Source organism: Pseudomonas sp. GD03903, assembly GCF_029840045.1.
GTDB classification, from domain to species: Bacteria; Pseudomonadota; Gammaproteobacteria; order Pseudomonadales; family Pseudomonadaceae; genus Pseudomonas; species Pseudomonas pseudonitroreducens.
The window spans coordinates 140,989-159,312 of sequence record NZ_JAOCBT010000006.1 but is presented as its reverse complement, the minus strand read 5'-3'; the positions used below and the strand labels follow the sequence as shown (position 1 = coordinate 159,312).

Sequence of the window (18,324 nt, the reverse complement as noted above, 5' to 3'; positions counted from 1 at the left end):
GGTTTCATCCTGCACCGATCAGTCCCCTCTCCCGCTTGCGGGAGAGGGTTAGGGTGAGGGGCTCTTGTCAGTTCACCGAACGGAGGAACTCCGCCGTCTCCGCCCGCTGCGGGTTGCCGATCACCTGCTCCGGCGAGCCGATCTCGTGGACCAGGCCATCGCGGAAGAACGCCACGCGGTCGGACACATCGCGGGCGAAGCGGATTTCGTGGGTCACCAGGACCATGGTCATGCCCTCTTCGGCGAGCAGGCGCATGGTGTCGAGCACCTCGCCCACCAGTTGCGGGTCGAGTGCCGAGGTGGCTTCGTCGAACAGCATGTAGTCCGGCGACATGGCCAGTGCGCGGGCGATCGCCATGCGCTGCTGCTGCCCGCCGGAGAGCTTCTGCGGGAACACCTTGAGCTTGTCGCCCAGGCCGACGTGCCTGAGTTGCTTCACCGCCATTGCCTCGGCTTCTTCCCTGGACAGGCCGAGCACCTTGCGCGGGGCGAGCATGACGTTCTCCAGCACCGTCAGGTGCGGGAAGGCGTTCCACTGCTGGAAGACGATGCCGATCTTCTGCCGCAGCTTGTTCAGGTCGGTGGTCTTGGCGTGGACCTCGATGCCATCGACGCGGATCTTGCCGCGCTGGATCGGCTCCAGGCCGTTGATGCACATCAGCAGGGTGGACTTGCCCGACCCCGAGCCGCCGATGATCGAGACCACCTCGCCCTTCTTCACGGTGAGGCTGACGCCCTTGACCACTTCCAGATCGCCGTAGGCTTTGTGCACGTTGTCGATTTCAATCATTTTCCTGCCACCTTTTTTCCAGCCGGGCACCGAGGCGCGCCACGACCCAACTCATGAGGTAATAGATGACCCCGGCGACGCACAGCACCAGCAGGGGTTCCTGGATGCGCGTCACGATGGTCTGCGAGGCGCGGAGCAGTTCGACGATGCCGATCCACATGACCAGCGCGGTGTCCTTCATCACCCCCAGCACCAGGTTCAGCCAGCCGGGGAAGGCCACCCGCGCGGCCAGCGGCAGCACGATGTAGCGCAGGTCCTGCCAGTAGGTCAGGCCCAGCGAGCGGCTGGCGCGGCGGATGTTCGGGCCGACGGCGAGGATGCCGCTGCGGATGATCTCGGTGCAGAACGCCGCCGCGTACACGCCCAGTACCAGGCAGCCGACGGTGAAAGCGCTCCAGTTCAGGCCGACGATGCTTTTCAGCGAGTTGAACAGCACGAACTGGATCAGCAGCGGCACGCTTCTGAAGATGTCGAGGAACCAGCCGACCGGCATCGTGGCGCGCGGCAGGGTGGCGCGCAGCCAGCCCAGGACGATGCCGGCGAGGGTGCCGATGAGCATGGCGCCGACGGTCAGCTTGACGGTGACCCAGGCCCCTTGCAGCAGGAACATCAGGTCGTTGACGGTGAAGCTCGTGGAAAACATGCGTGCTTCTCCTAGTAGCGGAACAGCCGCCAGCTCAGCAGGCGGGCGACCACCACGATGACCTTGGCGATGAGGTAATAGAGCACCGCGGCCAGGGCGAAGTACTCGAAGGTGCGGAAGGTGCGCACGTTGAAGTCCTGGGTCACGCCGGTGAGGTCGTTGTTCAGGCCCACCACCACGCCCAGCGACGTCATCAGCACCGCCCAGACCATCTGGTTAGTCAGCGGGTAATAGACGATGCGCAGCAGCTGCGGAACGATGATCATCCGGTACGCCTGGAAGGCGCTCATGCCCAGCGAGCGCGCGGCGCGCATCTGGGTGTCCGGCACGGCCTTGAGGCCGCCGCGGAAGTTCTCCGCGAGGTAGCCGGCGTTGTTGAAGGTGATCCCCGCCAGCAGCGCCACCCAGGAGCTGACATGCAGGCCGAAGGAGCCCAGGCCGAAGTACAGGATGTAGATCTGGAACAGCGACGGGGTGTTGCGCGCAATCGATACCCAGGTGTCGGCGAAACCCTTGAGCAGCGGGTTCTTCATCTGCCGCATGACGGTCAGCAGCAGCGCGATGAGCACGCCGAGGATCATCGACAGGGCGGCGGTTTCCAGGGTTACCCAGGCGCCGCCGAGCATGTCCGGCAGGGCCTTGAAGGCGGAGCGCCAGTGGAAGCTGTAGTTGAACATCAGCGCACCCCCTCGCTCAGCCAGCGCGGCACACCAGCGTCACCGCGCCCGCTGCAGGCCGCCTCGACGCACGCGGCCAGGCTGCCGAAATGCACCTGGCGCCCGGCCAGGCCCGGACCGTAGTGGGCGTACTTCGCCGAATTGGTGATCAGCGTGGTGCAGTCCGGCGGGATCACCGGCTCGCCGATCATGCACCAGCAGGTGTCATTGAGCAGTTGCGCGCCGAAGTCTTCCAGCACCTTCACGTCGCCAGCGGCGCGGGCTTTTTCCTGCACGGCGCGGCCGAGGGCGACGACCAGCGCGACACCCGGATGCTTGCGGCGCCCAGCGAGCAGCCTGGCCAGCTCGGTACACTCGCTGGCGGAGAAGTGCGGGTTGCCCAGGGACACCAGTTGCACGCTGGGTTCTGCCGCGTGGTCCAGCTCGCGCCAGGAGGCGATCAGGTCCGCCGGGGTGACGCGCAGGTGTTGCTGCGGGGCCTTGCCGCCCAGCGCGGTAGTGACGTCCGGCGCTTCCGGGGTGACGCCGGCGATGTGGAACATCGGCGCAGCGGAGGTAGTGGCGAAGGCCGCGCCGAAGGCTTTCAGCGCGTCGCTGTCCGGCGCCAGCGGCTGCAGGCCGTCGACCACCGGGATGCGCGAGCCGCACAGCTCGCCGATGTGGTAGCCGAGCAGCGGGAAGATCGATTCGTCATGGTCGGCCGGCAGCTCGACATCGATCCGCAGCACGGCCAGCCGGCCTTCGTCGCGGTGGCTGCCGACGTTCGGCGCGCGGCCGGTGAGGGCGATGCAGATATCGAGGTAGTCCGGGTATTTAAGGGTCCGCGCGCCGAGCACGCTGTTGGCGTAGACCACGGCGTTGGACTCGGCCCACACGACCTGTTCGCCGAGACTCGGCTTGCTGTCCAGCAGGTAGGGCGCACAGGTGTAGCTCATCTGCGCGCCCATCTCCATGTAGGCATCGCCCAGCGCGGCAGCGGGCTCGCCGAAGGCCTTGTCGACGCCCAGTTCGCGCCAGCGGCGGTGATCCACGGAGATGGAATTGAGGGTGGTCGGCACCTTCACCTTGCCGCCCCAGTCCGCCAGTTGGCGGGCGAAGCGCAGGCTGGCGGGGCCGGTATAGATGCAGCAGTCGATGTGCGCCTGGGCGATGTCCAGCAAGTCCTTCGCGCCTTGCAGCGCGGCCATGCGCAGGACGATCTGCATGGCGGCCTGGGCGGCCTTGCCGTGCTGGCCATCGAGCAGTTCATGGTCGCCGGCGCTGAGCGCCAGGCCTTCCGGCAGCGGGCCGGCATCGCTGGCCATCACGCCCTGCCAGCCATCGGCAGGGCGCTCGGCGGTGAGTGTTACCTGTCCGTCTTCGATACGGGCCCAGCCGCCCGCGGACAACTGCTCGAAACCCTCGTGGCCCAGGCACAGCACCGGGATGGAGCGGCCGAACAACGCCTGCGCCACCAGCACGCCGAGGGTGAGGATCTCGTCCGGCTCGGCCAGCAGCAGGGCTGCCGGCGCGTGGCCGTTGAGCAGTATTTCCAGCATCACGCTGCTGCCGGTACAGGAGCCGCGTCCGCTGGGAATCGCCAGCACCCGTCCGGGCAGGAAGCTGCCGGAGAGCGGATGGTGGCGGTCGATGACCTCGCCCGTGAAAGGCTCGACGCCTCCCCAGAAGCTCAGCCCGGTGTCGGCATGGAGTAGCGCCCCTTCGGCGCTACCCCCCATCAGGACCCGCCCTGTCAGGCGTGAGTCCCGCACCCTTGAAGCCTGCATCGAAGACATGTCGCACCCGCTGTCAGTAGTACACGTGGGGAACGGTGAGATCGACCGGGGCGCCGCCCACCCACTTCTCGTACAGCTCGGCGTAACGGCCGGTGCGGACCTGCTGGTTGACGAAGAGGTTGAGGTAGTGGATCAGCCCGTACTCGTTGCGCGCGGCGGCCAGCGAGACGTAGTCGATCACGTAGGGTGCGTTGCCGACGACCTTCAGGCCCTTGTACTTGCCGGATTTCAGGGTGGAAGCGGCGACGGTGTTGGTGACCACGGTGGCGTCGATGTGGCCCTGGGCGACGGCGAGGATGGTGTCGTTCTGGCTCTGGTAGGCGCGGAAGGAGCCCTTGCCGGCCCATTTCTTCACGTCCTTCTCCAGCGCGATGGCTTCATAGGTGCCGCTGGTGTTGCCCACCGGGCGGTCCTTGAGGTCGTCGTACTTGGTGATGCCGGTGTCCTCGCGGGTCAGCACCACCATCTGGAAGGCGAAGTAGGGGATGGTCATGGCGACCGTCTTGGCGCGCTCCAGGGTGTCGGAGGTGGAGGCGACGATCACGTCGGCGCGGCCGGAAACCAGTGCGGGGATACGATCCGGGAAGGGCGTCTCGACCACTTCGGCGGTAACACCGAGGACTTTCGCCAGGTCGTTGCAGTAATCCACGTCGAAGCCGACCGGGTTGTTCTGCGCATCGCGCGAGCCCATGGGCGGGAAGTCCAGGGTGACGGCGCAGCGCAACTTGCCGGATTCGATGATGTCGTCGAGCTTGTCGGCCTGGGCCTGGCCGACGAGGAACACAGCGGTGAGGGCTAGAGCAATTCGGGTGAATTTCATGGGGGCCTCTCTGAGTCAGTGTTGTGCAGCGATTTTTGTATTATGGATTTCGTATACGATATTTCTTAGAGCAAGGCATGTGCCAGAAACCACCCGGGCGTGACTCATGGGTCGCAGGGCCCGGTGTTTGGGGGATTGCTGGCAGAGAGCCTGCCTAATCAACTGTAGGAGGGTTCCGCGCGCTGTTACCAAATGAAGCAGGAGCGTGTTCCGCTGCCCCGTATGGGAGCACTCACGTGTCGCACGCTGATCGGGGCTGAAGAGTGTTCGCGAGCAAGCTCGCTCCTACGAAGAGCAGCCGCCGCGCAGGCCTTCTGTAGGAGCGAGCTTGCTCGCGAACCGCCCAGGCACAAACTTTCAGGACGTGTAGTCCCGTAGGGCGAATAAAGCGGCACGCTTTATCCGTCGTTTGCGCATTCGTGCCTTGGCTGGCGGCGGATAACGCCACAGGCGTTATCCGCCCTACGCGGAGGGAAGTGTTCAGTTGGGCGAGGTTTGCGACTCGCGATACTGCGTCGGCGACAGCCCGGTCAGCGCGCGGAACTGCCGGCTGAAGGCGCTGTGGTCGGTATAGCCGCAGCGCAGGGCGATCTCGGTGATCGGCAGGTCCTCGCCGAGCAGCCGCGTGGCTGCACCCAGGCGCGCCTTGTGGATCATCTGCCGGGGCGTGAGCTGGAAGATGCGCTTGCAGTGGCGCTCCAGCTGGGCAACGGAGAGGCCGGCCAGCTCGGTCAGTTCGGCAAGGTTGATCGGCTTGTCGAAGTGCTCGCGAATATAGGCGTCCACCGCTGCCAGACGTTGATACGCCGGGTGCGTGGATTGCGCCGCCTGCAGGTCGCTGGAAATCCCCGCCATGCCGATCACCACGCCTTGCGCATCGCGCAGCGCCAGCTTGTGGGTCAGGCACCAGCCCGGCAGGCGGCCGGGGTAGAGGTGCAGTTCCAGCTGGTCGCTGAGCTGGCCGCCGCTTTCCAGTACGCGGCGATCCTGCTCGGTATAGATCGGCCCGAAGCGCGACGGGAAGACTTCCTCGGCGGTGCGTCCGAGCAGCTCGCGGGCATCCTTCACGCCGCAGCGCCGCGCCAGGGTCTGGTTGACCAGCACGTAGCGCGCCGCGGTGTCCTTGATGAAGAACACCACGCCGGGCATGGCATCGAGCAGCGGGGATATCTGCGCAAGGGTCTGCAGCAGGCTGTCCAGGTCGCGGGCATCCTGGGGGATCAGGTCGTGCATCGGGAGGCGAGTCGGCTGTCGGAACATGGAGAATACGGGGCGAAGGGCCTTCGTGGTAGGGCGAATAACGCCTCGGGCGTTATCCGCCGTAGTCAATTTGCAGAGGCAAAGGCGGCGGATAAGACGTGCCGCTTTATGCGCTTTACGGGGTGTGATGCGTAGGGCGCATAACGCCCCAAGCGTTATCCGCCATCCTTCAGTCTTCGGCGAGCTGCAGCAGGGTTTCCACCCGCGCCGGGCTGAACGGCGGGCGCGGCGCTGGCGGTTGCCAGCCGAACAACTGCTTGGCCGCCGCGCCGCACACGCGGCCCTGGCAGGCGCCCATGCCGCAGCGGCTGGCAAGCTTGGCGGCGGTCCAGTCCGGTTTGCCGGCGAGCGCGGAGTACGGCACGTCTTCGCAGCGGCAGACGAGGGTGTCCGCTTGGGCGAGCTGGTTCAGGCGCGGGTCGAGGGCAAAGTCCTTTTTCAGTGCGTCGGCGAAGCCCTGCCAGCGCTGGCGCTGCGACCAGAGTTCGCGGGCACGGTCGTGTTCTCTCACGGCGGCGTGGCCGGCGATGCGACCTTCCACCAGGGCTTTCTCCGAGCCGCCGAAGCCGGTGCATTCGCCCGCGGCGTAGATACCGTCGCGGCTGCTTGCCTGCCAGGAGTCGACGCGGATTGCGCCGTCGTCCACCGCGCAGCCCAGCGCCTGGCCGAGTTGCACGTTGGGGATCAGGCCGAAGCCGCAGGCCAGCCGGTCGCATTCGATTTCCTTCAGCTTGCCACCCTGGCTGATTCGCACGCCTTCCAGGTGATCGGTCCCCAGGGCGGCGATGACGTGGCTGTCGGCACGGTAGCCCGGGTCGTACAGGCCGAAGGACTGCAGCAGCTTGTTCGGCCAGCGCGGCAGCTTCACGGCGAAGCTGGCCAAAGCGGCCCACGAGGCCTGCTCGGCGATGCGCACAATCCTTGCGCCGTTGGCGCGGGCGGTGGCGGCGCTGGCCAGCAGCAGCGGGCCGCTGCCGGCAATCACCACACGCTGGCCGTCCACCGGCACGCCGCCTTTCACCAGAGCCTGCAGCCCGCCTGCGCCGGTGACGCCGGGCAGCGTCCAGCCGGGGAAGGGCAGCAGCAGTTCGCGGGCTCCGGTGCAGAGGATCAGCTTGCCGTAATCCAGCCGCCAGCCACGTTCGAAGTCTTCCAGCAGCAGGCCGCGTTCGCCGGCCAGGGCCACCACGCGGGTGGCGTTGTGAATCCTGATGTTGGCGCAGGCGGCGACCTTTTCGCGCAGCTCCAGAGCGGCGCGCGGCAGGTGCGCATTGGGCCCGTCGCGCCAGATCTGCCCGCCGGGCAGCGGGTTGTCGTCGAGGATGACGATGCTCGCGCCGCTGGGCGCGGCGGCCAGCGCTGCGGACATTCCCGCCGGCCCGGCACCGATGATGACGATATCGACGGACTCGCTCATGGGTGCGTCTCCACCTGCATGCCGTCGCGGCACAGCGTCTGGCAGGCCAGGCGGCGCTGGCCATCGATGGTCACCCGGCACTCCTGGCAGACACCCATGCCGCATAGCGGCGCGCGGCGCTGGCCACTGACCGAGGTGCGTGTAGTGCCGTCGGCACCGAGGGCAAGCGCGGCGGCCACCGTGGTGCCGGCGACGACACGCAGCGGGCGGCCGTCAAGAATCAGCTCAGGCATGGACGGTGGCTCCGAGGAAGCGGCGCGGGGAATAGGGTTCGGCCGGCAGCGGCAACGGCTCGCCGCACAGCTGCGCGGCGAGCAGGTCGGCGGTGCCCGGCGCGGTGGTTACGCCCAGGCCTTCGTGGCCGACAGCGAGCCACAGGCCGGGGCGCTGCGGGTGCTCGCCCACCAGCGGCATGCCGTCCGGGCTGGCGGCGCGGAAGCCGGCCCAACTGCGGATTGCGTTGAGGTTGGCCAGGCCGGGCATGTAGTCCACGGCGCGGCGCAGCATCTTCGCCAGCATCCAGCCTTCCACCTGCGGATCGGTGGTGCCGAACTGCCGGGATGCGCCAATGAACAACTGGCCGGTGGGGCGCGGCTGGATGTTGCAGGCCACCGAAGGCCCGCTGGCGTTGTGCGCGCTGGTCACGTAGCCCAGCTCCACCAGGGTGCGGCGCACCTTGCCGGGGTAGCGGTCGGTGATCAGCAGGTGGCCTTTCTTCGGTTCGATGGGCAGGTCGGCGCAGAGCTGCGTGGCCTGGATGCCATTGGCCAGGACGATGGCCTTGGCGCTCAGCCACTGGCCGTCGTCCAGGCGCACGCGGGGCTCGTCGATTTCCACCACCTTGGCCTGGCGCTGGCGGATCGGCTTCAGCGCCGACTCCAGCAGCCAGGCGGCGGCGCGCGGGGCGTAGAGTATGCCGTCGCCGGTGATCTCCAGCCCGCCGTGCAGGTCGCTGCGCAGCTCGGGTTCCTCCTGCTGCAGCTCGGCGCTGTTCAGCAGTCTTGCGGCGACGCCGTGCTCGCGCAGCACGGCAAGCTTGCGCTCAGCTTCGGCCATCTCTTCGTCATTGGCCGCCAGCCACATCGTGCCGTTGCTGCGGTATGCGCATTCGGCGGGCATGTCCTGGCCCCACTCGCGCCAGCGCTGCAGCGAGTAGTTGCTCAGCGCCAGCTCGGCGGCATTGTCGTCGAGCACCAGCAGGTGGCCCATGCCGACGGCGGTGGCGCCGGGCAGGCGCGCATCCAGCACCAGTACGTCCAGGCCGCGACGGGCCAGGGCGTGAGCGCAGGCGGCGCCGATGATGCCGGCGCCGATGACGATGATGTCCGCATCGCTCACGGGCGAATGCCCCAGGCGAACGGGTCGTCTTCTTCCAGCAGCAGGGTGGCTTCCGCGCTGATGTTGGCGCGCCCGCGGATGGTCGGGATGATGCGCCCCTTGGCAGGCTCGCCGAGCCACTCGAAGCGGCCCTCGAACTGGCTGCCGATCACGCTGGCCTGGCGCCAGGCGGCGCCGGCGGCGAGTTTGCCGTCAGCGGCCAGGCACGCCAGCTTGGCGCTGGTGCCGGTGCCGCAGGGCGAGCGGTCGTAGGCCTTGCCGGGGCAGAGCACGTAGTTGCGGCTGTCTGCTTCGGGGTCGTCGGCGAACAGCTCGATGTGATCGATCAGGCCACCGTCTTCGCCGCGGATGCCCTGGTCTTCCAGCGCCTTCTGCACGGCGACGGTGTAGGCAGTCAGCTCGTCCAGGTTGTCGCCGGCCACGCGCAAGCCGTGATCGGCGATCAGGAAGAACCAGTTGCCGCCCCAGGCGATATCCCCATGCACCAGCCCGTGGCCGGGCACTTGCACCGGTACCTGCTTGCGGTAGCGATAGGAGGGGACGTTGCGCACGCTCACCGAGCGGTCGTCGTGCAGGGTTGCTTCGACGGTGCCCACCGGCGTCTCGATCTTGTGCGTGCCGGGACCGATGCGCCCCAGGTGCGCCAGCGAGACCACCAGGCCGATGGTGCCGTGGCCGCACATGCCCAGGTAACCGGTGTTGTTGAAGAAGATCACCCCGGCACAGGCGCTCGGGTCCACCGGCTCGCAGAGCAGCGCGCCGACCAGCACATCGCTGCCGCGCGGCTCCAGCACGGTCGCGGCACGCCAACTGTCGTGCTCCCTGGCCAGCAGCGCGCGGCGCTCGGCCATGCTGCCCTTGCCCAGATCGGGAAAGCCGTCGAGCACCAGGCGCGTGGGTTCGCCGCCGGTGTGGGAATCGAGAACCTGGATGCGTTTCATACTGCCCCCTGAGGTGGTCTTGTGGTTGACCCTAGGGTGGCGCGGGGCGGGAATCGGAGCTTGAGGGTTTTCCGCCGGGCCGATGATGAAATCGGCACAGCGGGTCTTTTCGATCAGCTCGGCGTTGGCCGGTTCGGCAGGTGCTCGTAGAGCGTGCGGCAGACGCCGTTGATGTGCTCTTCCAGCAGGCGCGCCGCACGATCGGCATCGCCGGCGCGGCAGGCGTCGAGGATGTCGTGGTGCTCGTGGTCGGCGCGTTCCTTGCCGTCGGACATGCTCATCTGCAGGCGCAGGTAACGCTCCACCTTGTCGTGGATCGAGCGGATCAGCCCGACCAGGTATGGCCGCTGCGCCGGTTCGTAGAGGCAGGCGTGCAGCTCCCAGTTCAACTCGGCCCAGCGGCCGATGTCATCCTCGCCGACGAACTCGGCACAGATACTCTCGGCGCGGGCGAAGGTCTGCGCGCTCATGTTGGGGATCGCCAGGCGCAATGCCTGGACCTCCAGGACCACGCGCACTTCGAACATCTGCGCGAGTTCCGGCTCGGAAATCTTCGTCACCAGCGCACCCTTGTTGCGCTGGAACTCCACCAACCCCTCGGCCTCCAGACGCTTGAGCGCCTCACGCACAGGGATCTTGCTGACGTTGAAGATCTGCGCGATGTCGTCCTGGCGGATCGGCTCGTGTTCCGCCATCTGGCCGGAAATGATCGCCTCGCGCAGGTGCTTGGCGATGGTCTCCGAGGCGGAGGGGACGATACCCAGGTTGGGGGCGTTGCGTAGCGGCACGATGCTGTCCGGTCAGGTGGCTAGTGTCGGATATGGTATACGAAATCCCTGCGATGCAGTGAAGCACCGGCGAGCGCTCATCGCAATGGATGAATCTCGGGATTTGCACACGCAATGCGCGTGCCGGGGAATCAGTTGCGGCGTTCGACGATATAGCGGGCGAGGGCGCGCAGCGGTTCGGCGCTATCGCCAAAGCCTTCCAGCGCGGCCAGCGCCTGGTCGCGCAGGGCGAGGGCGTAGGCCTTCGCTTCGTCGAGGCCGAGCAGCGCGGGGTAGGTCGGCTTGTCGTGGGCCTGATCCTTGCCCTGGGTCTTGCCGAGGGTGGCGGTATCGCTTTCCACGTCGAGGATGTCGTCCTGCACCTGGAACGCCAGGCCCACGGCCTCGGCGTAACGGCGCAGGGCTTGCAGCGCGTCGGCGTTGGCGCGGCCGCTGGCCAGGGCGCCGAGCTGCACGCTGGCTTCGATCAGCGCGCCGGTCTTGTGCCGGTGCATGGTTTCCAGCGCCGTCTGGTCGATCCTGCGGCCCACGGATTCCAGGTCGATCGCCTGGCCGCCGACCATGCCGGCGGAACCGGCGGCGCGGGTGAGGATCATCAGCATGTCGAGACGGGTCTGAGCATCCTGCGGATTGAGCTGGGCGTTACCGATCACCTCGAATGCCAATGCCTGCAGGCCGTCACCGGCAAGAATCGCACAGGCTTCGTCGTAGGCAATGTGGGTAGTCGGCTGGCCGCGGCGCAGGGCGTCATCGTCCATCGCCGGCAGATCGTCGTGTACCAGGGAGTAAGCGTGGATCAACTCCACCGCGCAGGCCGCGCCGTCGGCACGTTCGGCTTCGCCCCCGAGGGCTTCGCAGGCCGCGTAGGCCAGTAGCGGACGCACGCGCTTGCCGCCGTTGACCACGCTGTAGCGCATGGCGGCGTAAATGCGGGTGAGTTCTTCGCGGGGGGCGACGAAGAGTTTTTCCAGCGCAGCATCGACACGCGCCTGGCAGCGCGCCTGGTAGGCCGAGATCATGCGTCTTCGCCTTCCGGATCGAAGGGTGCTTCGCTCAGCTCGCCATCGCGTTCCAGCAGGATCTGCACCTTCTGCTCCGCCTGGGTCAGTGCCGCCTGGCAGTCACGGGTCAGGCGAATGCCCTGCTCGAAGGCACCCAGCGAGTCCTCCAGCGACAGCTCGCCGCTTTCCAGGCGCTCTACCAGCGTTTGCAGCTCGGCGAGGGACTGTTCGAAGTCGAGGGAAGCTTTCTTGCGGGCCATGCGGACATCTCGGCGGGGGTATTCGGAAACCTCGCGACACTAGCAGAGACGGGCCTTGCGGGCAAATCCCCGGTCAGTCGGCGGCTTGCCGCGCAAGCATCGCCGGCGGCTTGCCGGGGCCGGTGTTCTAGTCGCCGCCGTCGCGGACGCCCTGGTGTTCCGCCACCAGTTTCAGCATGCGCAGCGATTCGAAGGGAGCGTCCACCACGAACTGGTTCGCCAGCCAGGACGGCACGCTGCCGCCGGGTTCGCCACGCATTTCATAGGTGACTTCGGTGAGCTTCGGGCCCTTCGGGGTCATCTGCCAGGTGCCGGAAAGCGATGGCACGCGGATGCGGCCCTGCACCGGCGGAATGTAGTCCGGCGCGGCCTGCAGGTGGCGGATCATGCCGCCGTCCGGGGTCTGCTCGGTGCTCACCTTCAGCACCAGGTCACGCGGGGCGGCGGGCCAGGGGAGCTTGGTGTCGAGGTAGACCCAGATGGCTTCGTCGCTGTACTTGAGCAGGCGCATCTGCGCGCAGGCATAGAGCCACGCGCAGGAAACGCGCAGGTTCTCCTGCAAGTGGCCGAGCGTGGCGACATCGGCCTTCACCAGCGTCACGCCACGGAAGCTCTTGTAGCGCGAACCAGGCACTTCGCTGAGGTAGACCCGCACGCCGTCCTGGTCCTTGGCGAGCTGCCAGTCGCTGCCTTGGGCCTGGACGAACAGAGGCGTCATGAACGGTATGGCGAGTAACAGCAGAATAGATTTCATGACGAGGTCACCACGAAAGACGTTGGTCGACTCCAAGTGCGTACCCTGGCAACTGCGTGCATGAGAACTCTAACCTGCAGTCGGGGCCCTCTGCGCTGTGCCGGGCTTTCTTCAAGGTCGGAAGTCATGTGTAATGGCCGGCTATTCGTGCTGGTTTTCGCATGTGTCTGTGCGGCGCAGGCTCGGTGTCTCTATTCGAATGGCGGTCCGTATCCTGTGTCGACTCTATCCCCACTGTATCGCCGATTTCGGCGTAGTGCCTGGATGATTCCGCTGCTGGCACTGCTGGGGGTAGTGGCGGTGAATCTGCTTTGCCTTTTTGGCGCCAGACTGCTGGCAAGCTATGGGTTCTGGCAAGAGAACAAAGTGTGGAAAGGGCTGCTGCTCGACGTTCAGAGTCCACCGCCCGACGTCGTAATAGTTGGTTCATCGCGGACGTTGAACCAGTTCGATACTGTGCTGATGAACCGTTCCGGAATGCGCTTCTTCAATTTCGGTATTCCCGAGGTTTTGCCCGATGAGATGCCCGGAGTTTTGGAGCAGGCTGCCCGTCGTGCGCAACGAACCGTGGTTATCCCGGTACCGGCACAGTTTCTGTTCTCCGCTCCTTCATGCCCTCGGATGTGGACGTGGGACGATCTCCGCTTCTACGCATCCCATGCCCCGCAATGCGTCGGCTCGCTGTCGCTCACGGATTGGTTCGGGCTGCTGCCGATCAATACGCTGTTCACGGCGGTGACGCCGGATATACGAGCCCTGCCTTGCCGGCGAGCAGGGTTGGCCGATGAGCTGGCGCGCCTCGGTGCCGTTCTTGGCGGTAACCCTTGTGACGATCCGCGCAGGCCGATGCTGCTGCGTGGCAACGCGCAGCGCAGCGTTGTGGTGTATGCCAACGGAGATGGTGTCATCGTTTCCACGAGCACTACTGACTGGCAGCAGCAAGTCGTTTGGAGAGATCGCCGGGAGGAGGCCTATGACTCCGAACGGGTTGTGCAGTTGCGCAACCTGATTGCGATCGTTCGCGGGCATGGCAAGGAACCGGTACTGCTCATCGAGCCTGACCCGATTGAGCATTCACTCATTCGTCAGGATCTTGGGGCACTGTTGGGCGTTCGGATGCTTTATCTGAACGAGTGGACCTTCGGCAACGACGAGATTGCCGATCTCCATCACCTCAACCGCAAGGGCGGTGTACGAGTAAGCCAATACGTTGCCAATGAACTGTTGCCTTAGCCGATAGGCGAGGTCTCCAGTTCCCGGAGCGGAATCAACTGTCTGCTCATTACCGGCGTGTGATCGAAGCGGGCTGGCAGATCGCCCCAGAACAACTGGTGCCACAGCTTCCACAATTGCAGCCACTGATCGAAATCCTTGCCCCGCCGGGAGCTGCGAGTCTGCCGTTGCAACGCGCTCCCCAGCGACTGCGCATACAGACGGCAAGATTGGCAGGCGATGTTGGGAGTGCAGCATTTCACTTCACCGGCGTCGCTGAGGTCGACGTGAAAGTGCCGATAGTGGTGGGTAACGCGGGCGGCGCAGTTGGTGGCGATGCCCGTCTGCGGGTCGATGTCATACAGGCTGTTCTGGTGGACCCACTGGTTGAACCGGGCGTTGTATAGAATGTGCCCGGGGTACTCTTCCAGCGCCTCTGCAATGAGCGATTGCGAGCGGGCGAGATGTTCCGGTTCGAGCAATAGATTGTCTTGGTCATCGCTGAACCGGAAATAATCGGAGCGCTCCCTGGCGCCTTGCTGCAAGCGGGTTAGATAGTCCTGGGTCGGGCTGTAGTGGTTGAAGCTGAGTCGGACGCCTTCATCCGCACAGAATCTGGCCATCTCGGGAATGCTGGAGATGTTCTGGCGCGTTACCGTGAAGACGAATATAGCTCGCGGGTCGTTGCGGTAGTTGCGCAGCTGCTTGCCGACGATATTGGCGCCGCGCAGCTTTCGGCTTTCCTCCGGCAGCCCCCAAAGCGAGATTTGCAGACGATAATTGAGTTCGTTGCTTAGCTTGCGTGTCCCGTTGGTATAGATCACGCCTCGTGGGATGTGTCTCGCCATGACCAGCAGCTTGTTCTCCACAAGAGCCGGCTCTGCACCGGCCACTTCCGCGTAGTTCACGCCGCGTGCCGCTTCCCCTGCGAAAAAACGGTCGACCTTGTCCAGATCATTTTCCGGTACATGACCGTCATGATCATCTCCCGCGAAGAACAGACAGCCCTCGCAGACAAGGTTGCAGGTATTCGACAGGTCGTACTGGGAAGGACGCAATGGAAGCACTTCAGCCCGCAGGTACTTGAAGAACGCGCGAGACCATTCACTCGAGTCCAGTGGTTGTTGTCTTTGTTGTTTCAGGCTCATGGGATAGCTCCGTCGAAGACTTCAAACTGTCGACAGTGGAACGTGTGTCGGACATTTTTGTGCCGCCGATACTACGGGGCAATCTGGCATCCGGCCATTATATGAATGTTTCAACTCTGATACTTGGGCGTGAGCGGGGGCGGAGCGGAAAACCGGGCTATTCATGTGTTCACCAATGGTGTGGAATACCCAGCTTTGGCTATGTGAGGCCGCCCTTGCAGTTTGCCGTGAACTTGTGTGGATGGTTCGACAAGGAACGTGGATGCTCTTCAATACCCTTCAGTTCATGCTGCTCGCGGCCTGCGCGCTCTCGCTCACACTCTTTGTACGTCGCGCCGGTCCGGCCGCGCCAAAATTCTGCTTGATAGCGGCGTCTGTTGGCTTCTATGGCTTGTGGAATCCGCATGACATCCCGGTCCTGCTGTTATCCCTGGCAGGGAATTATTGGCTTGCAGGGGTACTGTGTGGTGCGGCGAAAGAGCAGCGACGTTCCTGGTTGGCCATTGGAGTGGTGGCCAACCTGCTGCTGCTGGCATGGTTCAAGGTTGGCCATACCTGGGGTGGATACTTGGCCCTGGTTTGGCCGCAGTTCCCGGTGCCTGCGGAACGCGCTTTGCCGTTGGGAATTTCGTTCTTCACCTTCCAGCAGATCGCTTATCTGGTGTCCCTCGGCAAGAGTGGCGAGCGCATTCGTCTGCCGGACTATACGTTTGTCATCTGCTTCTTTCCGCATTTAGTCGCGGGGCCGCTGGTTCGTCATCGGGACATGCTTCGGCAACTTGGGCGGCCGAGTACCTTTGCCCTGCGTGCTTCGAATCTTTTCGCCGGAATCAGTCTTTTCATCATTGGCTTGGCGAAGAAGGTGCTTATTGCCGATCCGCTGGGGCTTTACTCCACGGTGCTGTTCCGCGCATCCGATGCGGGCCAGTCCCTGGACCTGCTGTCGGCATGGATCGCGGCAGTTGCCGGTTTCCTCAACTTCTATTTCGATTTCTCAGGTTATTCGGACATGGCCTGTGGCCTGGCACTCGTCGTGGGAATCCGATTGCCGCTCAATTTCTACTCGCCTTTCAAGTCGGTCAGCATGGATGAGTTCTGGAATCGCTGGAACATCACCGTCACCCAATTCATCCGCGAGCATGTGTTTCGGCCTCTTGCCGGCCGACGATTGGTCATCAGGCGACACCTTGCGGCCTTGCCGATCACCATGATTCTGGCTGGTATGTGGCACGGGGCAAGTTTGACGTTCCTGGCCTGGGGGGCGCTGCATGGCGTCATTGTCACGGCACAGCATGCGCGCCGACTGGTCTGGCGCAAACGCGCGACGCGTAACCTGGGCCGTGCACGTCAATGTCTGGGGTGGGCGCAGACTCAGCTCCTGCTGATCGTCCTGGGCTGCTTTTTCATGTCGCACAATCTGGGGGGAGCCTGGCGCATGCTGGAGGGTATGGCGGGCGCTAGCGAAGCGGCTGCGCTTCCCATGTTGCCGTCGTTGCTGCCCGCGCCGATGACGCTGGCGGTTGGCATGCTGGCCGGGATGGGAGGCGGTGAGTGGGTGACTGCCTGGATTGGTACCGTCGAGGCGCTGCTTTTCATCGCATTGGCCTGGGGTATCAGCGCCTGCGCGCCGAACTCCATCCAGCTTCTGGGGCGCTACCGCCCGGTCCAGGATTCCACCAACCTGCTGCATGCGGGCTTGATACCCAGGCTGCCGGGTGTCCAGTGGTTTGGCCGTCAGGTCGTAGTACCAGGGCCATTCTGGACGCTTGCCCTGGGAGCTGTCTTTGCGCTGTGCCTGTTGCGAATCCTGTCCAACGCAGCCTCGCCATTCAACTACTACAACTACTGACGGGTAAATCGCAGGCATTAAAAAAGCCGGCTTGTGGCCGGCTTTCAGGGGGTGGTCCAACCTTACTTCTGGTAGGGCAGACCGCCTTGATTCTGTGGCGATGCAGTGAGCTGCTCGCGGGGCGCAGATGGTAACAAAGTCGGGACGAAAAGCCTAATCGCGGTCACAAAAAAGCCCCACCGGGGCGGGGCTTCTTCACGGCGGGGGTTACCCCGCAACCATCACTTGGCCTGGAAGGCGGCGACGGCCTTGGTGATGTAGTCGTGAGCCTGGGCGGCGTCGCCCCAGCCTTCGACCTTCACCCACTTGCCCTTCTCGAGATCCTTGTAGTTCTCGAAGAAGTGCTTGATCTGCTCCAGCAGCAGGGCCGGCAGGTCGGTGTATTCCTTCACGTCCTTGTAGAGGACGGTCAGCTTGTCGTGCGGCACGGCGATCAGCTTGGCGTCGCCGCCGGCTTCGTCGCTCATGTTCAGCACGCCAACCGGACGGGCGCGGATCACCGAGCCCGGAGCGACCGGATACGGGGTCACGACCAGCACGTCCAGGGGGTCACCGTCGTCGGCCAGGGTGTTCGGGATGAAGCCGTAGTTGGCCGGGTAGAACATCGGGGTGGCCATGAAACGGTCGACGAACAGGCAGTCGGTGTCCTTGTCGATTTCGTACTTGATCGGCGCGTGGTTGGCCGGGATCTCGATGGCGACGTAAATGTCGTTCGGCAGGTCTTTGCCAGCCGGGATGCTGCTGTAGCTCATGGACGACTCCAGATAGTGGTCGGGCCGAAAAAGTGCGGCGGATTATAGGCAGATTGCCGTGTCCAAGCCACAGACATCGCCTAGTGCGCCTGAGTTTCCTGATATTCGGGGTGCTCGGCTTGTAGCCGGTGCAGGCGCGAGAGCGGATCTTGCCGGTAGAACAGCGAAAGCTGCTCATAGACTTTGGGGTAGGCCGCCTGAAGGAGGTCCGGAGCAGTAAAGAAGTACTCGCTGGTGACGGCGAAGAACTCGGCAGGATTCTCGGCCGCGTACGGGTCGATAGCGGTGTGCGCCTGCGGGTCGCGGTCGAGCTGGCGGTTCATGTCGTCGTAGGCGGCCTGCATGGCCGCGGCCCAGTCGGCGACGCGCATGTCGCGGTGCAGTGGTGGCAGGCCGTTGGCGTCGCCGTTGAGCATGTCGAGCTTGTGTGCCAGCTCGTGGATCACCAGGTTGTAGGCGTCCCAGCCGCCACCGCTTTCCACGCCCGGCCAGGCGAGGATCACCGGACCCTGCAGCGAGGTTTCGCCAGCGCGCTCGTCGTCGAATTCGTGCATGACGCCGGCGGGGTCGCGGTGCTTCTGTGGGCTGACGAAGTCGTCGGGATACACCACCAGCTCATGGAAACCGCCGTACCAGTTGAGGTCCGGCAGGTGCAGCAGCGGTAGCTCGGCCTGGGTGGCCAGCAGCAGGCGGCGATAGTCATCCAGTTCGATGCCGGGCAGCGGTGAGAGGCGCTTGTCGCGCAGGAACAGCCGCGCCCGCTCGCCGAGCCGGCGCAGTTCCTCTTCGCTCAGGCCGTCGAGGATCGGCAGGTGCTGGCGCACCTGCGTCCACAGCTCTGCGTCGAGCGGATAGCGGGTGAGGAAGCGCCGGCGGCGCCAGGCGCTGAGGGACCACAT

19 protein-coding genes are annotated in these 18,324 nt (G+C 64.9%); 2 read left to right on the top strand and 17 right to left on the bottom strand.

Annotation, left to right across the window (positions count from 1 at the left end):
* Window positions 1–67: 67 nt before the first annotated feature.
* From N5C91_RS11650 to N5C91_RS11585, 14 genes are all read right to left on the bottom strand, one after another.
* Window positions 68–790, bottom strand: coding sequence for an amino acid ABC transporter ATP-binding protein (locus tag N5C91_RS11650; protein ID WP_236172520.1), 723 nt, complete (start codon window positions 788–790; stop codon window positions 68–70).
* Window positions 783–1,433, bottom strand: coding sequence for an amino acid ABC transporter permease (locus N5C91_RS11645; protein ID WP_236172521.1), 651 nt, complete (start codon window positions 1,431–1,433; stop codon window positions 783–785). The genes N5C91_RS11650 and N5C91_RS11645 overlap by 8 nt, the downstream gene beginning before the upstream one ends.
* 11 nt (window positions 1,434–1,444) lie before the next feature.
* Window positions 1,445–2,110, bottom strand: a complete 666-nt coding sequence (locus N5C91_RS11640; protein WP_024764661.1) for an amino acid ABC transporter permease — start codon at window positions 2,108–2,110, stop codon at window positions 1,445–1,447.
* Entirely contained in the window at window positions 2,110–3,828 is a 1,719-nt protein-coding gene (locus tag N5C91_RS11635) for an aconitase family protein (RefSeq protein ID WP_279829742.1), read from the bottom strand. The genes N5C91_RS11640 and N5C91_RS11635 overlap by 1 nt, the downstream gene beginning before the upstream one ends.
* A gap of 70 nt (window positions 3,829–3,898) precedes the next feature.
* Window positions 3,899–4,705, bottom strand: a complete 807-nt coding sequence (locus N5C91_RS11630) for a transporter substrate-binding domain-containing protein (protein WP_279829740.1) — start codon at window positions 4,703–4,705, stop codon at window positions 3,899–3,901.
* A gap of 480 nt (window positions 4,706–5,185) precedes the next feature.
* Window positions 5,186–5,965: an AraC family transcriptional regulator gene (locus tag N5C91_RS11625; protein ID WP_236200516.1), complete on the bottom strand. Its 780-nt coding sequence runs from the start codon at window positions 5,963–5,965 to the stop codon at window positions 5,186–5,188.
* Between the two features lie 169 nt (window positions 5,966–6,134).
* Entirely contained in the window at window positions 6,135–7,382 is a 1,248-nt protein-coding gene (locus N5C91_RS11620) for an FAD/NAD(P)-binding oxidoreductase (protein ID WP_279829738.1), read from the bottom strand.
* Window positions 7,379–7,615, bottom strand: coding sequence for a 2Fe-2S iron-sulfur cluster-binding protein (locus N5C91_RS11615; RefSeq protein WP_279829737.1), 237 nt, complete (start codon window positions 7,613–7,615; stop codon window positions 7,379–7,381). Before N5C91_RS11615 ends, N5C91_RS11620 begins: the two co-directional genes overlap by 4 nt.
* A complete protein-coding gene (locus N5C91_RS11610) occupies window positions 7,608–8,720 on the bottom strand; it encodes an FAD-binding oxidoreductase (protein ID WP_279829735.1) in 1,113 nt (370 codons plus the stop codon). The genes N5C91_RS11615 and N5C91_RS11610 overlap by 8 nt, the downstream gene beginning before the upstream one ends.
* Window positions 8,717–9,661: a 4-hydroxyproline epimerase gene (locus N5C91_RS11605; protein WP_279829733.1), complete on the bottom strand. Its 945-nt coding sequence runs from the start codon at window positions 9,659–9,661 to the stop codon at window positions 8,717–8,719. Before N5C91_RS11605 ends, N5C91_RS11610 begins: the two co-directional genes overlap by 4 nt.
* Window positions 9,662–9,774: 113 nt before the next feature.
* Window positions 9,775–10,449, bottom strand: a complete 675-nt coding sequence (locus tag N5C91_RS11600) for a GntR family transcriptional regulator (protein WP_081517237.1) — start codon at window positions 10,447–10,449, stop codon at window positions 9,775–9,777.
* 131 nt (window positions 10,450–10,580) lie between these two features.
* Entirely contained in the window at window positions 10,581–11,468 is an 888-nt protein-coding gene (gene ispA / locus N5C91_RS11595) for a (2E,6E)-farnesyl diphosphate synthase (RefSeq protein WP_279829728.1), read from the bottom strand.
* On the bottom strand, window positions 11,465–11,710 hold the full coding sequence (locus N5C91_RS11590; protein WP_024764669.1) for an exodeoxyribonuclease VII small subunit: 246 nt from the start codon (window positions 11,708–11,710) through the stop codon (window positions 11,465–11,467). Before N5C91_RS11590 ends, ispA begins: the two co-directional genes overlap by 4 nt.
* A 127-nt stretch (window positions 11,711–11,837) precedes the next feature.
* Window positions 11,838–12,428, bottom strand: coding sequence for an START domain-containing protein (locus N5C91_RS11585; RefSeq protein ID WP_279830027.1), 591 nt, complete (start codon window positions 12,426–12,428; stop codon window positions 11,838–11,840).
* A 300-nt stretch (window positions 12,429–12,728) separates the two neighbouring features.
* Between N5C91_RS11585 and N5C91_RS11580 the strand changes: the two genes are divergently transcribed.
* Entirely contained in the window at window positions 12,729–13,697 is a 969-nt protein-coding gene (locus N5C91_RS11580; protein ID WP_279829726.1) for a hypothetical protein, read from the top strand.
* Here N5C91_RS11580 and N5C91_RS11575 read toward each other — a convergent pair.
* Window positions 13,694–14,824 (bottom strand): hypothetical protein, encoded by a 1,131-nt coding sequence (locus N5C91_RS11575; protein WP_236200509.1) that lies wholly within the window; start codon window positions 14,822–14,824, stop codon window positions 13,694–13,696. The two genes, N5C91_RS11580 and N5C91_RS11575, sit on opposite strands and share 4 nt — an antisense overlap.
* Window positions 14,825–15,086: 262 nt before the next feature.
* Between N5C91_RS11575 and N5C91_RS11570 the strand changes: the two genes are divergently transcribed.
* Window positions 15,087–16,673 carry an MBOAT family O-acyltransferase gene (locus N5C91_RS11570; RefSeq protein ID WP_279829724.1) on the top strand — a complete coding sequence of 529 codons (1,587 nt, stop codon included), beginning with the start codon at window positions 15,087–15,089 and terminating at the stop codon, window positions 16,671–16,673.
* 221 nt (window positions 16,674–16,894) lie between these two features.
* On the opposite strand, the gene ppa is transcribed toward N5C91_RS11570, so the two are convergent.
* Window positions 16,895–17,425, bottom strand: coding sequence for an inorganic diphosphatase (ppa, locus tag N5C91_RS11565; RefSeq protein ID WP_017521720.1), 531 nt, complete (start codon window positions 17,423–17,425; stop codon window positions 16,895–16,897).
* Window positions 17,426–17,505: 80 nt separating this feature from the next.
* Window positions 17,506–18,324 carry a zinc-dependent peptidase gene (locus N5C91_RS11560; protein ID WP_279829723.1) on the bottom strand — a complete coding sequence of 273 codons (819 nt, stop codon included), beginning with the start codon at window positions 18,322–18,324 and terminating at the stop codon, window positions 17,506–17,508.

Excerpts from the sequence above, each read along its gene's own strand:
- N5C91_RS11580 (WP_279829726.1), top strand. The coding sequence starts at position 12,729 with ATGATTCCGCTGCTGGCACTGCTGGGGGTAGTGGCGGTGAATCTGCTT.
- ppa (WP_017521720.1), bottom strand. The coding sequence starts at position 17,425 with ATGAGCTACAGCAGCATCCCGGCTGGCAAAGACCTGCCGAACGACATT.
- N5C91_RS11640 (WP_024764661.1), bottom strand. The coding sequence starts at position 2,110 with ATGTTCAACTACAGCTTCCACTGGCGCTCCGCCTTCAAGGCCCTGCCG.
- N5C91_RS11625 (WP_236200516.1), bottom strand. The coding sequence starts at position 5,965 with ATGTTCCGACAGCCGACTCGCCTCCCGATGCACGACCTGATCCCCCAG.
- N5C91_RS11645 (WP_236172521.1), bottom strand. The coding sequence starts at position 1,433 with ATGTTTTCCACGAGCTTCACCGTCAACGACCTGATGTTCCTGCTGCAA.
- N5C91_RS11650 (WP_236172520.1), bottom strand. The coding sequence starts at position 790 with ATGATTGAAATCGACAACGTGCACAAAGCCTACGGCGATCTGGAAGTG.
- N5C91_RS11570 (WP_279829724.1), top strand. The coding sequence starts at position 15,087 with ATGCTCTTCAATACCCTTCAGTTCATGCTGCTCGCGGCCTGCGCGCTC.
- N5C91_RS11575 (WP_236200509.1), bottom strand. The coding sequence starts at position 14,824 with ATGAGCCTGAAACAACAAAGACAACAACCACTGGACTCGAGTGAATGG.
- N5C91_RS11605 (WP_279829733.1), bottom strand. The coding sequence starts at position 9,661 with ATGAAACGCATCCAGGTTCTCGATTCCCACACCGGCGGCGAACCCACG.
- N5C91_RS11590 (WP_024764669.1), bottom strand. The coding sequence starts at position 11,710 with ATGGCCCGCAAGAAAGCTTCCCTCGACTTCGAACAGTCCCTCGCCGAG.
- N5C91_RS11635 (WP_279829742.1), bottom strand. The coding sequence starts at position 3,828 with ATGGGGGGTAGCGCCGAAGGGGCGCTACTCCATGCCGACACCGGGCTG.
- N5C91_RS11560 (WP_279829723.1), bottom strand. The coding sequence starts at position 18,324 with ATGTGGTCCCTCAGCGCCTGGCGCCGCCGGCGCTTCCTCACCCGCTAT.
- ispA (WP_279829728.1), bottom strand. The coding sequence starts at position 11,468 with ATGATCTCGGCCTACCAGGCGCGCTGCCAGGCGCGTGTCGATGCTGCG.
- N5C91_RS11615 (WP_279829737.1), bottom strand. The coding sequence starts at position 7,615 with ATGCCTGAGCTGATTCTTGACGGCCGCCCGCTGCGTGTCGTCGCCGGC.
- N5C91_RS11585 (WP_279830027.1), bottom strand. The coding sequence starts at position 12,428 with ATGACGCCTCTGTTCGTCCAGGCCCAAGGCAGCGACTGGCAGCTCGCC.
- N5C91_RS11630 (WP_279829740.1), bottom strand. The coding sequence starts at position 4,705 with ATGAAATTCACCCGAATTGCTCTAGCCCTCACCGCTGTGTTCCTCGTC.
- N5C91_RS11620 (WP_279829738.1), bottom strand. The coding sequence starts at position 7,382 with ATGAGCGAGTCCGTCGATATCGTCATCATCGGTGCCGGGCCGGCGGGA.